Origin of the sequence: Halorientalis regularis (genome assembly GCF_023698535.1) — an archaeon.
Classification (GTDB): Archaea; Halobacteriota; Halobacteria; order Halobacteriales; family Haloarculaceae; genus Halorientalis; species Halorientalis regularis.
The window spans coordinates 59,303-73,086 of sequence record NZ_JALJCL010000011.1 but is presented as its reverse complement, the minus strand read 5'-3'; the positions used below and the strand labels follow the sequence as shown (position 1 = coordinate 73,086).

12 protein-coding genes and 1 pseudogene are annotated in these 13,784 nt (G+C 69.7%); 8 read left to right on the top strand and 5 right to left on the bottom strand.

Annotation, left to right across the window (positions count from 1 at the left end):
• Positions 1-939, top strand: a complete 939-nt coding sequence (locus MU521_RS14780; protein WP_092693592.1) for a DUF5995 family protein — start codon at positions 1-3, stop codon at positions 937-939.
• A 15-nt stretch (positions 940-954) separates the two neighbouring features.
• Here the strand turns inward: MU521_RS14780 and MU521_RS14775 are convergent, their stop codons facing one another.
• Positions 955-1,818, bottom strand: a complete 864-nt coding sequence (locus MU521_RS14775; protein WP_092693594.1) for a universal stress protein — start codon at positions 1,816-1,818, stop codon at positions 955-957.
• Between the two features lie 105 nt (positions 1,819-1,923).
• Between MU521_RS14775 and MU521_RS14770 the strand changes: the two genes are divergently transcribed.
• Together MU521_RS14770 and MU521_RS14765 are read left to right on the top strand one after the other, a co-directional pair.
• Positions 1,924-2,088, top strand: a complete 165-nt coding sequence (locus tag MU521_RS14770; RefSeq protein WP_139171138.1) for a DUF211 domain-containing protein — start codon at positions 1,924-1,926, stop codon at positions 2,086-2,088.
• A 25-nt stretch (positions 2,089-2,113) separates the two neighbouring features.
• Positions 2,114-2,539 (top strand): annotated as a pseudogene (locus tag MU521_RS14765) (VIT1/CCC1 transporter family protein); the annotation flags it as partial.
• 33 nt (positions 2,540-2,572) lie between these two features.
• Here MU521_RS14765 and MU521_RS14760 read toward each other — a convergent pair.
• Both MU521_RS14760 and MU521_RS14755 read right to left on the bottom strand, forming a co-directional pair.
• The gene (locus tag MU521_RS14760) at positions 2,573-3,370 is read right to left on the bottom strand and encodes an SDR family NAD(P)-dependent oxidoreductase (protein ID WP_092693597.1); all 798 of its coding nucleotides are present in this window, start codon (positions 3,368-3,370) and stop codon (positions 2,573-2,575) included.
• An 89-nt stretch (positions 3,371-3,459) separates the two neighbouring features.
• Positions 3,460-4,218, bottom strand: a complete 759-nt coding sequence (locus MU521_RS14755) for an SDR family NAD(P)-dependent oxidoreductase (protein WP_092693598.1) — start codon at positions 4,216-4,218, stop codon at positions 3,460-3,462.
• A gap of 124 nt (positions 4,219-4,342) precedes the next feature.
• Here MU521_RS14755 and MU521_RS14750 point away from each other — a divergent pair, with 124 nt between their 5' ends.
• From MU521_RS14750 to MU521_RS14730, 5 genes are all read left to right on the top strand, one after another.
• Positions 4,343-5,554 (top strand): MFS transporter, encoded by a 1,212-nt coding sequence (locus MU521_RS14750; protein WP_092693599.1) that lies wholly within the window; start codon positions 4,343-4,345, stop codon positions 5,552-5,554.
• 55 nt (positions 5,555-5,609) lie between these two features.
• A complete protein-coding gene (mutL, locus tag MU521_RS14745) occupies positions 5,610-7,778 on the top strand; it encodes a DNA mismatch repair endonuclease MutL (RefSeq protein WP_092693601.1) in 2,169 nt (722 codons plus the stop codon).
• Between the two features lie 90 nt (positions 7,779-7,868).
• The gene (locus MU521_RS14740; RefSeq protein WP_092693603.1) at positions 7,869-8,840 is read left to right on the top strand and encodes a sugar kinase; all 972 of its coding nucleotides are present in this window, start codon (positions 7,869-7,871) and stop codon (positions 8,838-8,840) included.
• Between the two features lie 109 nt (positions 8,841-8,949).
• Entirely contained in the window at positions 8,950-10,170 is a 1,221-nt protein-coding gene (locus MU521_RS14735; RefSeq protein WP_092693605.1) for a carboxypeptidase-like regulatory domain-containing protein, read from the top strand.
• A 121-nt stretch (positions 10,171-10,291) separates the two neighbouring features.
• Complete coding sequence (locus tag MU521_RS14730; protein WP_092693607.1) at positions 10,292-11,641, top strand: MFS transporter; 1,350 nt, start codon at positions 10,292-10,294, stop codon at positions 11,639-11,641.
• Here MU521_RS14730 and MU521_RS14725 read toward each other — a convergent pair whose 3' ends face one another.
• Both MU521_RS14725 and MU521_RS14720 read right to left on the bottom strand, forming a co-directional pair.
• Positions 11,642-12,415 carry an SDR family NAD(P)-dependent oxidoreductase gene (locus MU521_RS14725; RefSeq protein WP_092693609.1) on the bottom strand — a complete coding sequence of 258 codons (774 nt, stop codon included), beginning with the start codon at positions 12,413-12,415 and terminating at the stop codon, positions 11,642-11,644.
• 138 nt (positions 12,416-12,553) lie between these two features.
• A complete protein-coding gene (locus MU521_RS14720; RefSeq protein ID WP_092693610.1) occupies positions 12,554-13,732 on the bottom strand; it encodes an MBL fold metallo-hydrolase in 1,179 nt (392 codons plus the stop codon).
• Positions 13,733-13,784: the final 52 nt, after the last annotated feature.

Here is a 13,784-nt window from a genome sequence, read left to right as displayed (position 1 = left end):
ATGACCGCGCTGCTTCGCACGCTGTCGGCCTACGGGGACGCCGCCCGCCTGGTCGACACCCGCCGGATCCGGGGGATGGCCCGCGCGCTCCGTCACGACGTAGCGCAGTACGACCCACCCGATACCCCCGACGCCGAGCTGGTCGGCGTCGCGCAGGGCGCGTTCGAGTCCGTCGCGGACGCTGCCGAGCGCCTGCGTACACTGGAAGACCGGCTCCGGGAGCGCGAGGACCGCCGGGCGGTCTTCCTGACCATCTACACCCGCATGACCGAGCGGATCAGTGCGAGAATCGCGGCCGGCGGTTTCCGGGACCCGGAGTGGATGCGTGCCTACACCACGAGGTTCGCGAACTACTACCGGCGGGCGTTCCTGGCCTTCGAGCGCGGCGAACTCGGGGCCGTGCCCGATCCCTGGCGGATCGCCTTCGGCACCGCAACCGGCAGCGACGCGCTGGTACTCCAGGATGCCTTCCTGGGCATCAACGCCCACATCAACTACGATCTGGCGCTCACCCTGCGGGACGTGGGGATCGACGCCGACAGGGCGGCAAAGCGGGCGGACCACCGCGCGGTGAACGAGGTGTTGGCCCGGTTGATCGACGCCCAGCAGCGGGCGCTGGCCGAGGTGTACGCGGCCGGGGTGGCGGACGTGGACGCGGCGCTCGGGCGGCTGGACGAGCGACTGTCACTGCTCGGCCTCAGAGAGGGACGGGAGCAGGCCTGGCGGGTCGCGGTGGTCCTCACGGACGTGGGGTTCCCGCCGGTCGCGTCGCTGGCGCGGTGGGTCCTCCGGGCGACCGCGACCGGCGGGGCCGCGTTCGTCCTCGGGCCGTCGCTCGATCCGGACCTGCTGGCCGAGCTACGGCGGTTCGAGCAGGTGGGGTTCGACCTCGACGACGTGCTGGAACGGCTGGTGCGGCGACTCGACGAGTCCGCGTAACGCGCCGGAACGGCCTCACTCGGACGCCTCGGGCATCCGGACGGTCAGCACGGGGACCGACGCCGTCCGGACGAGTTTCTCGGCGACGCTGCCCAGCAGGTACCGGTCCAGCCCGCTCCGGCCGTGGGTCCCCATCACGATCAGGTCGATCCGCTCCTCGTCGGCGTAGGATTTGATTGCATCGTGCGCTCGCCCCTCCAGCACGGCCGTCTGCGTGTCGTCGATACCGGCCTCGCGTGTGGCTTCGGCGACCGTCTCGACGGCGGTCTGGGCCCGTTCCCGGAGTTGATCCCTGATCACGTCGAACTGCACGTCGGGGGCCATCGCGCCGGTGTCGACGACCGACACCGCGTGCAGGTCCGCCCCGTAGGTTTTCGCGAGGTCGGTCGCGCAGTCGACGGCCACGCCGGCCCCGTCGCTCCCGTCGGTCGGGACGAGGATGCGCTCGTAGGGGACGCTTCCAACGTCGACCTCCGCGGGGTGGACGCTGAGAACTGGCAGGTCCGACAGCCGGACGACCTTCTCGGCGACGCTTCCCAGGAGGTAGCGGCGCACGCCGGTCCGGCCGTGGGTCCCCATCACGATCAGGTCGATCCACTCCTCGTCGGCGTAGTCCAGAATCTCCTCGCTCGGGATGCCGGCCCGGACGACCCCCTCGGGCGTCGGGTCGACGTCGAGGTCCTCGATGGCGTCGTCCAGGTCCGTCCGAGCCACCTCCGTGCGCTCGTCAAGATCGGAGCTCCCGTCGAGTTCGCGGGTATCGACGACGCGGAGGGCGGTGAGGGTCGCGTCGTACCGTGTCGTGAGGTCGGCGGCCTGTTCGAGCGCCCGCCGCGCCGGGTCGCTGCGGTCGGTCGGCACCAGGATCCGTTCGAACACGGTTCCCCTATCGACGGGCAGGGGTATAGGTGTGGCCCGGACCTGCCCGCGTTCGCCGCCGCGACGGGTCGAGGCTCTAGGTGCGTCGGGGTGCCAGGTCCGGGTATGGTCGCCGTCCGCAGACTCGTCATCGACGTGTTGAAACCGCACGAACCGTCCCTGCTCGCGTTCACCGAGCAGGTCGCCGCCGTCGACAGCGTCGAGGGCGCGACCGGCTCGCTGCTCGAACTCGATCAGGAGGTCCGGGACTTGACATCCTCCCACCCCTGAAGGGGTGGGCTTCCGCTCGCTACGTGTCAAGATCGGCCTGGGAGCGGCGGTGGGCCTGGGCACGTCGGCGGTCTGGAGCGTCTGGGAGATCGAACGCGCCGAAACCCGCGCGGAGATCAGGCGGATGGAGCGGGCGATGTTGACCGACCTCGACGACACACGGGTCGAGAGCCAACAGCGAGGCGCGCGTGTGCTCCACGCGTCCGCGAGCGGCCTCGGCCCACTGATCGGGGTACTCGTCCCGCTCTCGCCGTTCGTCGTCGCGGGGACGGGGCGACTCCTGACGATGGTCGAGGCGGCCATCGCGGCCGTGGTCCTCGGCGTCGGCGTGTTGAGCGTCTTCGGGGCCTACATGGGCTCGATCTCGGGCCAGCGGTGGTACGTCTCCGCGGCCCGGATGGGGCTGGCCGGGCTGGTCGTCGCCCTGCTCAATCTCGTCTTGCCGGGGTGAACCGACCCGAGTCGAACCGCGGGCCCGGCCGACCTACTGCAGACCGAGGTCGTGTTGCATCGAGTTGCCCGGCCGCGGGACGCCTTTGACGGTGACCGTCTCGCCAGTCATGAACGCGGCGGCGGGCGAGACCAAAAACTGTACCACGTCGGCGATATCCTCACCGTAACCGATGCGGCGGTCGGTCTGCTCGCGCGGTGGCATGTCCTCGCTGTCGATGCCCAGCGTCTCGGCGACCCCGGGCGTCTGGATCAGCCCGGGCGCGACGCAGTTGACCCGGATGCCGTCGTCGGCCCACTCGGTCGCGACGGTCTCGGTCAACTGGATGATCCCCGCCTTCGCCGTCGCGTAGTGGCTCTCGTTGGGCGCGGGGTGCTGGCCGTTGACGCTGGCCATGTTGACGATCTTGCCCCCGCCGTCCTCGCGCATGTGTTCGCCGGCCACCTGCATCCCGTGGACCGTCCCCATCACGTTCAGGTCGAGGATGGAGTCGAAGCCGTTGGGCGAGATGTCCTCGAAGGGCGCGACGAACTCCCCACCGGCGTTGTTGACCACGACATCGAGGCCGCCGAACTCGTCGACGACCTCCGCGACGAAGGCCTCCATCTGCTCGCGCTCGCGGACGTTACACTCCACGGCCAGCGCCTCGCCGTCTGCGTCGCTGTCGTTGATCTCGTCGGCGACGGGGCCGACCCGGTCCATCTCTCGGGAACAGATGCCCACGTTCGCCCCGCCAGCAGCCAGTGTCTCTGCAATAGAGCGTCCGATACCCTGACTCGCACCGGTGACGATGGCCGTCTCGCCGGCCACGCCAAAGTCTGCTTCGTGCATCGACGGATGGGCGAGCGCGAGCGAAATGATTCTATCGGTGGCTTTCGGGGCAGGATCTGGTCGAAGGAACGGTGATCGTGCTCGTGGTGTCAGGCACAGGAGAAGCCGCCGTCGATCACCAGCGCCTGCCCGGTGATCCAGTCGGCTTCCTCGGAGGCCAGGAACAGCATCGCGTTGGCCACGTCTTCCGGTTCACCCAGTCGCTTCAGCGGGTAGTGCCGGGACAGCTCTTCTTTCCGGGCCTCCCACTCCTCGGCGGTCTGGCCCGCCCGGGGCATCGGCGTGTCGGTCACGCCGGGACAGACCGCGTTGACCCGGACGCCGGCGGGGCCGACCTCGGCGGCGATGGCCCGCGTGAAGTTCACGACCGCGCCCTTCGACAGCGAGTAGCCCGTCAACTGGGGCGCGCCGATGACCCCCGCCAGCGAGGCCGTGTTGACGATGGCACCCGACTCCTGTTGCTTGAAGTGGGGCAGGACGGCCTGACAGCCGTTCCAGACACCCTTCACGTTCACGTCGAGGACGCGGTCCCGTTCTGCGTCCTCGATACTCTCGAAATCCATCCGGTCGTGGGAGACGCCGGCGTTGTTCAGGAGGATGTCGATCCCGAACTCCGCGGCGGCGGCGTCGACCGCTGCCCGGAAGGCGTCGCCGTCCCGCACGTCGAGCACGTGGGTCGCGACCTCGCCGCCCAGGTCCTCGACCAACGCGGCAGTTTCGTCGAGGCCGTCCTCGTCCACGTCCGCGGCGACGATGGTCGCGCCTTCCTGTGCGAACCGTTCCGCGGCGGCCCGGCCGAGACCGGAGCCGGCGCCAGTGATGAACGCTGTCTCGCCTTCGAGTCGCATACCCGAGTCTGTGGCGGGTGGGGCTTAAGCGGCGGGGGCAGTGCAGCACTCGACCTGTCGGCCGAGCGACTCGGAACCGAGGAATAGAACGCCCTTTTGTATCGCCGACTCAACTTTCCGTCGAATGGCTTCGTCGGTCGTGTCGCGCCGCTACGGCCTCGTCGTCGCCGGGGCGCTCTGTTACACCAGCCTCACCTTCGTCTGGTTCAGCCTGCCGGCCTATCTGGCGACGATCATCGCCGAGGTCGGCCTCTCGGGCACGGAAGCGGGCCTGCTAGCCGGCGCGGTGCCGCTGACGTACATCCCCATCGCCCTGTTCTCGGGCCTCGCGGTCGACCGGATCGGCCCGGCCCGGAGTCTCGCGGTCGGCCTCGTCGTGACCGGCATCGCTCAGGTCGTCCGGAGCGTCGCTGGCGGCTTTCCCACCCTGCTGGCGGCCACCCTGCTCCTTGGCGTCGGCGCGACGGCGATCACCTTCGGTCTCCCGAAACTCGTCTCGGTCCTCTTCCCGCCCGACGAGACCGGCCTGCCCTCCTCCGTGTACATGGTCGGGGCGGCCGTCGGGACGGCGAGCGCGTTCGGGCTGGGGCGGCCCGTCGTCGGTCCCCTGCTCGGCGGCTGGCGGCCGCTCTTCTTCTGGAGTGGCGTCGCCGCGCTCGGCTACGCGGTCGTCTGGCTGGCGGTCGTCCGTATCGTGCCCATCGGCGGCGAGGACGGGACCGCGAACGGCGACCGGGAGCGGGCGTCGACCTCGGTCCGGACGGACCTCCGGCGGGTGCTGAGCCACCGCGACCTGCGCCTGATGGTCGTGCTGGGGATCGTGTACCTCGCGCTGGTCCACGGGTTGCAGGGCTGGCTCCCGACGATGCTTGAGGCCCGCGGGCTGTCGGCCGACCGGGCGGGCCAGACGACGACCCTGCTGGTCGGCGCGAAGGTCGTCGGCGTGCTGGCGATCCCGACGCTGGCCGACCGGATCGACGCCCGGCGCGGGGCGGTCATCGGCTGTGGCGGGCTGGCGGCGGTCGGCGTCGCCGGCGTCATCGCGGGCGGTGCCACGGCGGTCGCGGCGCTGGGCATCGTGATCGCCGGCCTCGGCGTCGGCGGGCTCTCCCCGCTGATCCGGGCGATCCCGCCGAATCTCGACGGGATCGGGCCGGAGCTGACCGGCGTCGCCGTCGGGCTGGTGTTCGCCGTCGGCGAGATCGGCGGCTTCCTCGGCCCCGTCCTCGTGGGGACGCTCCACGACCTGACGGGGTCGTACGTCCCCGGCTTCGGCGTGCTGGTCGGGGGCGGCGTCGTCGCGGTCATCGTCGGCGCGGCGCTGGGGGACGTTTGATCGACCCAATGTGCCAGCGGCATACTCAAGTACGTGAGACTGTCACTCCTGTGCAATGAGCGAGGACGGGTCGATCAGGGAACTCGACGGAAAGACCGTCGAGCGGATCGCGGCCGGCGAGGTCGTCGAGCGCCCGGCCTCGGTCGTGAAGGAACTCGTCGAGAACAGTCTGGACGCCGACGCGACCAGAGTCTCGGTCGCCGTGGAATCCGGCGGCAAGGACGGCATCCGGGTCAGCGACGACGGGATCGGCATGACCGAATCCGAGGTCCGCAAGGCCGTCCAGGAACACACCACCTCCAAGATCCGGGACATCGAGGACCTCGAAGCCGGCGTCACGACACTGGGCTTCCGGGGCGAGGCGCTGCACGCCATCGGCGCGGTCTCGCGGCTGACCGTCGAGACGCGGCCGCGTGGCGGTGGAAGGGGGACGAAACTCCGCGTCGAGGGCGGTGAGGTGACGACCGTCGAACCGACCGGCTGTCCGGAAGGCACGACCATCGAGGTCGCGGACCTGTTTTTCAACGTCCCGGCCCGCCGGAAGTACCTCAAACAGGACGGGACGGAGTTCGCGCATATCAACGACCTGGTCACGAGCTACGCGCTGGCGAACCCGGACGTGGCCGTCTCGCTCGAACACGACGGCCGCGAGACGTTCGCCACGACCGGCCAGGGCGACCTCCAGAGCGCCGTGCTGTCGGTCTACGGCCGCGACGTGGCCGAGGGGATGGTCGACGTGGTCCGTGCGACCGACAGCGACGGAGACGACGAAACAGACGACCGCCGCGAGGGTCCCCTCGACGGCGTGTCCGGACTGGTGAGCCACCCGGAGACCAACCGGGCGAGCCGCGAGTACGTCACGACCTACGTCAACGGCCGGTACGTCCGATCCGCGACGGTCCGGGACGCGGTGGTCGAAGCCTACGGCAACCAGCTCGCGCCCGACCGCTACCCCTTCGCCGTCCTCGATCTCTCGCTGCCGGGCGACACCGTAGACGTGAACGTCCATCCCCGGAAGATGGAGGTCCGCTTCGCCGACGCCGAGGGCGTCGCCGAGCAGGTCCGCACCGCCGTCGAGGACGCCCTGCTCCGGGAGGGGCTGATCCGCTCGTCGGCCCCCCGCGGCCGGAGCGCGCCCGAACAGACCGAGATCGCGCCCGACCGTGGCGACAGTGCAGGCGAGGAGTCCGATTCCGACGAGTCGGCGGGCGAGAGCGCACAGGAGACCGAGGTCGACGAGACCCCCGAGCCCCCGGAGACGACGGCCCGCTCGCCCATCGGGCCGGGCGACGTGCGGGACGCCGACCCGGAGCAGTCGGGCGGGACCGACCGGACGGCCGAGTCGGGGGCCGATGCCAGCGCCGACGTCGACGCCAGCACGGTCGAGGACCGAGAGACCGAGCGGACCCGAAACGAGGGTGACGGGCGCGTGACCGACGGGACGGATACCGAACCGGAACCCACCGGCGACACCGGGACAGGGCGGAGCGACGGGACTGTAAGCGAGGGCGAGCCAGCGGCCCCGCACGACCGCGGGAGCGCCGGGCGGTTCCGGCCGGGCACCGACCAGGCGCGACTCGGCGACGGGGAGCCAGCGACGGGCGAGCGCGAGTCGTTCGAGCGCCTGCCGTCGATGCGGGTGCTGGGCCAGTACCGCGACACCTACCTCGTGGCCGAGACCGACGACGGACTGGTGTTGATCGACCAGCACGCCGCCGACGAGCGGGTCAACTACGAGCGGTTGCGCGAGCGCTTCGCCGAGGGCGCGACGAGTCAGGCGCTGGCCGATCCCGTCGAGCTGTCGCTCACGGCCCGCGAGGCGGCGCTGTTCGAGGAGTACGAGCCAGCGTTGCGACGGCTTGGATTCCGAGCCGAGCGACAGGGTGAGAGAACCGTCGAAGTCCGGACGGTCCCGGAACTGGTCGCGCAGGCGGCCGGGCCGGAGTTGATCCGGGAGGTGCTGTCGGCCTTCGTCACGGGCGAGTCGGCGGCCGCCGAGACCGTCGACGCGGTGGCCGACGACCTGCTGGCGGACCTGGCCTGTTACCCCTCGATCACGGGCAACACGTCGCTGACGGAGGGGTCGGTCGTGTCGCTGCTGTCGGCGCTGGACGACTGTGAGAACCCGTGGGCCTGCCCGCACGGGCGGCCGGTCGTCATCGAGTTCGACCACGAGGAGGTCGAGAACCGGTTCGAGCGGGACTACCCCGGCCACGGCGGCTGAGCGTGGCGAGATTCGGAGACGGCGCGTGTACTGGTGTCGGCGTGCGAACCCACCACACGAACTAAACCCCCCGACTCCGATGTTGGGGATATGACACAGCTGGTGACGTTCGGGGAGGCGGTGTTGCGGTTGTCGCCGCCGCCGACGGCACGACTGGAGACGGCCGAACAGTTCGACGTGTGGACGACGGGGGCGGCGAGCAACGTCGCGGTCGCGGCGAGCAGGTTGGGGACGGACGTGACGTGGCTCTCGAAGCTGTCGGACACGCCGCTGGGCCGGCGAGCGGTCGCGACACTGCGCGGACACGGGCTCACGACCGACGTGGCATGGGTCGACGCCGACGAGAGCCGACAGGGGCTGACCTTCTACGAACACGGCACGGCACCCCGTGAGAGTACGACCATCGACGACCGCGACAGGACGGCCCTGGAGACCATCGAACCGGCTGAGTTGCCGATGGACACGGTCCAGAACGCCGAGGCGGTGTTCGCCAGCGGCGAGTCGCTAGCACTCTCCGACGACGTGGTCGAGACGACACAGGCGGTGTTGCGGGCCGCTGGCGGCAAGTCGGTCCTCGGGCTGGATCACCGGCCCGACCTGTGGTCGAGCGAGGAGGCACGCGAGACGATCACGGACCTGTTCCCGGCGGTCGACGTGTTCGTCACCAACACGGAGGAGGCCCAGCGCGTGCTGAAACAGACCGGCAAGCCGCCGGAGATAGCCCACCAGCTCGCCAACGAGGGCGACTTCGAGACGGTCGTGATGACCCGCGGGGAACACGGGGCGCTGGTCTGGCACGACGCGACGATCCACGAGCGCGACGCCGTCGAGACCGACGCCGCCGACGTGACCGGGCAACACGACGCCTTCGTCGGAGCGTTCCTGAGCCGCCGGCTGGCCGGCGACGACGTGGGCGACGCGCTGGCACACGGGGTGGCCGCAGCGGCGCTGACCCGGACGATCCACGGGCCGGTCCCGACCATCGACCCCTCGGAAGTCGAGCACGTCATCGCGGACCTGGACCACGGGTCACCGGGCGGAAGTGGCGGCCCGCTCAGATAACTCGACACGCGGCGAGAGCGTCCATTCCGCCCTCGCAGGAATCGTTTCGGGACGCCGTTGGTCGGTGATAGCCGACAAAGGTATATGAGAGTGTTCCGGCTCGTCGGACATGAACCGGACAACGACGTTGCTTCTCGCGGTCGTCGTCGTGGTGGCCGCCGTTCCGGCGGTAACGGCCGCAGAACGGACACAGAGTGACCTCGTCACGGTCACTGTCACGGTCGAGAACGAAGCCGGCACGGCGGTCGGCGGTGCTGAGTTGACCGCGACCTGGGACGGTGGCAACCGGACGGCGACGACCGTCTCGAACGGCCAGGCGCTGATCGACGTGCCACGGGGCGCGGACGTGGATATCTCCGTCCAGAGCGACGACTACGTCCGGAACACGCCCTACGAGGTCGACAACGCCGGCCAGGAGTCGGTGACGATCACCGTCGCCGAGAAGGGCTTTGCGACCGTCAGGGTCCTCGACCGGAGCGGCGTGCCGGTCAACAAGGCCGTCGTCCAGTTGTTCCACGACGGCGAAACCGTCGTCAACACCCGGACGAACGCCAACGGCATCTACCAGACCGACGCCATCGAACAGGGCGAGTACACGCTCCGCGCCCTCAAAGAGCGGTACTTCACCAACGGGACCACCGTCGAGGTGACCGGGAACACGTCGGTCTCGACCCGCATCGAGACGGGATCCGTGCTCGTGACCTTCGACGTGACGGACGACCACTTCGACCCCGCCCGGCCGGTCGAGGGCGCGACCGTCTCCATCCCCAAGCTCGGTGATACTTCACAGACGCTCGCCGACGGCGAGGCGACCACCAGCGTCCCCGTCAACACCAACTTCGAGGTCGAGATCACGAAGGAAAGGTACGAGACGGTGACGGAGCAACTGGACGTCGGCGAGGAACGGACGACGCTGAGCGCCACCATCCAGCGTGAAGAGGCCATCACCCTGACCGTCTCGAACTCACAGATCATCGTCGGCGAGAACGTCACCGTCGACGTGGAAAACGAGTACGGGACCGTCGTCGAGGGAGCGACGGTCACCGTCGACGGTGAGACCGTCGGCGAGACCAACGCCAACGGCGAGCTCACGTTCAGCATCGAGAGGTCCGGCGTCAACGCGATCCGCGTCGAGTCGGGCGACCTCTCGGATAGCGCGACCGTCGAAGGGTTCAGCCCCGACGAGGGCACGCCGGAAGACACCGCCACCGAAGTCGAGACGACCGAGGACGAGACGACGACCTCCAGCGGCATCGGTCCCGGGTTCACACCCGTCGCCGCCGTCGTGGCCGCCCTGCTGGCCGTCCTCGTCCTGCGGCGACGCGCCTGATCGGCGTCCGCTGAATTCGATTCCGCCGCCATCGACTGCCAAACGCTCGTTTTGTTTGGGAACGTTACACACAGGAGCCGTCGGAACCGCGATTTAACTCGGCTAGCTGCCAAGTGATAGTATGGCCGACGCCACGGAGGGGGGACGGGTCGAAGACGACGGGGAGAGCGTGCTGGGGACGCTCCGGGCCTTCTTCGCGCTGGAACGGGACGTGCTGGTCCTCTCGGTGGCGATGTTCGCCTTTAGCCTCGGCTTCCAGATGACCGGCCGGTACGTGCCCCGCTACATGAGCCTGCTGGGCGCGGGCGGACTGGCGATCGGGCTGTTCGGCACCGTCGGCAACCTCGTCAGTGCGGTCTATCCCTATCCCGGCGGGGCCGTCTCCGACCGGATCGGCTCGCGGCTGGCGCTGACGGCGTTCGGGCTGGCCTCGACGGTGGGCTTTCTGGTGTGGCTGGCCGCGCCCCTCGTCGGCACCGTCACCGTCGACCCCTCCGTCCTCCCGCTCGTGACCGTCGAGGCGGTCGTGCTCCCCGTGGGCATCTTCCTCGGGCTCTTTCTCGCGCAGGCCTGGAAGTCGTTCGGGCTGGGCGCGACCTTCGCGGTGGTGAAACAGGCCGTCCCGCCCGAGCGGCTGGCGACGGGCTTCGCGAGTACCGAAACCGTCCGTCGGCTGGCCTTCCTCGTCGGCCCCCTGCTCGCGGCCGCCCTGATCGCCGTCTACGGGTTCGACCTGGGCTTCCGGGCGGTCCTCCTGGTGGCCGCTGCGTTCGGGCTGGTCGCGACGGTCGCCCAGCACGTCCTCTACGACGCCGGCGGCGACAGTCTCGGCAAGTCCTTCGCGGGACTGTCGGCGATCAGGGCGGACCTCCGATCCATGCCCCCCGCGCTCCCGCCCCTGCTGGCGGGGGACACACTCGTGCGCTTTGCCAACGGCATGGTGTACGTCTTCTTCGTCATCGTCGTCACGGAGTTTCTGGCGGTGGACGCCACGCTCCCGCTGGTGGGCTATCTCTCGCCGGACGCGCTGTTCGGCGTCCTGCTGGCGGTCGAGATGGTCGTCGCGCTGGCGTCGATGGTCCCGATGGCGAGAATCGCGGATCGGGTGGGACTCAAACCCGTCGTCGCGCTCGGCTTTTCGGTCTACGCGATCTTCCCGATCCTGCTGATCAACGCACCCGCCGACCCGCTGGTCGTGGGCCTGCTCTTTGCGTTCTCGGGGCTCAGGTTCGCCGGCCTGCCCGCCCACAAGGCGCTGATCGTCGGTCCGGCCGAGCAGGACGCCGGTGGCCGTGTCACGGGTGCGTACTACCTCCTGCGGAACACGCTCACCATCCCGAGCGCGCTGGTCGGCGGGTACCTCTACGACGCCGCCTCGCCGGAACTGGCCTTCGGCGTGGCGACGGCCATCGGCCTGGTCGGGACCGGTGTGTTTCTCGTATTCGGCGAGGAGTTCGACCCGAACGAGTAGTTATCCGCCGCCGGAGGCGCGGTAGCCGCCGTCGACGAGCAGGCCCTCGCCGGTGATCCAGGAAGCCTCGTCGGAGGCCAGGAAGAGAATGGCGTCGGCGATCTCCTCGGGTTCGCCGAGTCGACCCAGCGGGTAGCCGTCCTCCATCTTCTCGCGGGCGGCCTCGGGGTCGTCCGAGGTGGCCAGCATCTGTTCGACCAGCGGCGTGTCCGTGAACCCGGGACAGACCGTGTTGGCCCGGACGCCGTCGCGGCCGGCCTCGGCGGCGACGGCGCGCGTGAAGTTCAGGACCGCGCCCTTCGTCATCGAGTAGGCGGCGTTGCGCGGCAGGCCGAACACGGAGGCCAGCGAGCCGACGTTGACGATAGCGCCGTGGCCCTGTTCTTTCATCAGCGGGAGGGCAGCGTGACAGCCGTTCCAGACCCCCTTGAGGTTCACGTCGATCACGAAGTCACGCATCGACTCGTTGATGTCCTCCGTGACGGCGGGCGGGTGGCCCGTCCCGGCGTTGTTGACCATCACGTCCAGCCCGTGGTCCTCGTGGACGGCCTCGACGGCCGCGTGGAACTCGTCGGCCTGGGTCACGTCGACGCGGTGGGCTTCGGCCCCGCCGGTGTCGAGATCCTCGACCTTCGCGGCGGTCTCCTCGGCGCTCTCCTCGTCGACGTCCGTCGCGATCACGTACGCCCCCTCCTCCGCACAGCGCAGGGAGGTGGCCTGCCCGATACCGGACCCGGCACCGGTGATGAACACCGTCTTGTCTTCCAGTCGCATGGCCCGAACGATTGGCTCCACCGTGATAAACCTACCAGAATTAGCAGTGCGGAGTTTCGGGTTTCCACAGTTAGCTGAGAAGTGTTTTTCAGCACTAGCTGGAAACAAAAACAATCGTTTCGGTCCTGTGCGTAACACTCACTCGCCCAGCGACGGGGTCGCGGCGCAGTTGTTCGGCCCGAGTTCGACCTCGAAGGCCGCGCCGTCGTCCAACTCCGCCAGCCCGAGATTTGCCGCCACGATCCGCTCGAAGTTGTCGGGTTGGGGCGGGATGTCCCGCATGATCCGGGCGGTGAACGCCGTCCGGTCCATCTCGAAGACTGGGAGGGACTCACGCAGGTCCCCGAGCCTGGCGGCGAACGCGCCGTCCGCGTCGGGGTCGGTCCCCTCGCTGTAGTGGCCCGGCGCGACGAGCGTGTCGCCGTCGAAGTCGGCCAACCGTTCGGTCAGGGACTCGTACAGCTGTGCGGCCAGCGCCTCCGCGCCGCCCTCGCCCCGCTGGAGGTCCGGGCGAGCGACCGATTCGAGGAAGATGCTGTCCCCCGACAGGAGCACGTTGCCGACGGTGAACGCGGTCATCCCGGTCGTGTGGCCGGGCAGGTGGACCGCCCGGAGCGTCGCGTCACCGACCGCGCGTTCCTCGCCGTCGATGATCGTCTCGACGTCGAACTCGACGCCACGCTGGACGCTCAGGCGGGGCAATACGGGCGTCGCCCCAGTCTTCTCGGCCAGTTCCCGGAGGCCGCTGACGTGGTCGGCGTGGACGTGCGTGTCCACGACGGTCGTGATCTCGGCGTCCCGCTGGGCGGCCGCCACGACGTAGCGGTCGGTGAACGCCCGGAGCGGGTCGATCACGGCGGCCTCGTCGCCGGCGACGAGCAGGGAGGAGAGACAGCCGCTCGCGGGCCGCTGGAACTGGACGACGGTCGCGGCGTCACAGGGGAGTTCGACCGTGCGGGCGACGCGAGCCCAGCCCTGCATCCCCTCGGCGAGGTTGTGGGCCTCGATCCCGGCCTCGGTGAGCAGGCCGGCGACGTAGGCGCTCGCTTCGCCCTTGCCACAGACGACGGTGATCGGGCCCTCGCCGTCGATCTCGTCGGCGCGGTCGGCGACGCTGTCCTGTACCTCGGCCTGGAGCCACTGCATGTACGGGATCAGCGTGGCCTCGACCGACGGACCCGTAATCTGCCAGTCCTCGAACTCGTCGCGGTTGCGCACGTCGAGCAGGCGCACGGGGTCGCCCGCGGTCAGTCGGTCGGCCAGCCACTCCGGCGACCGCGACTCGACCGCCACGTCGGGTTCCGGGTAGTCGCTCATGCCGGTGGGTAGGCCGCCGCCGGGAATAAACGACCCGGGACCGGGGCCGGCG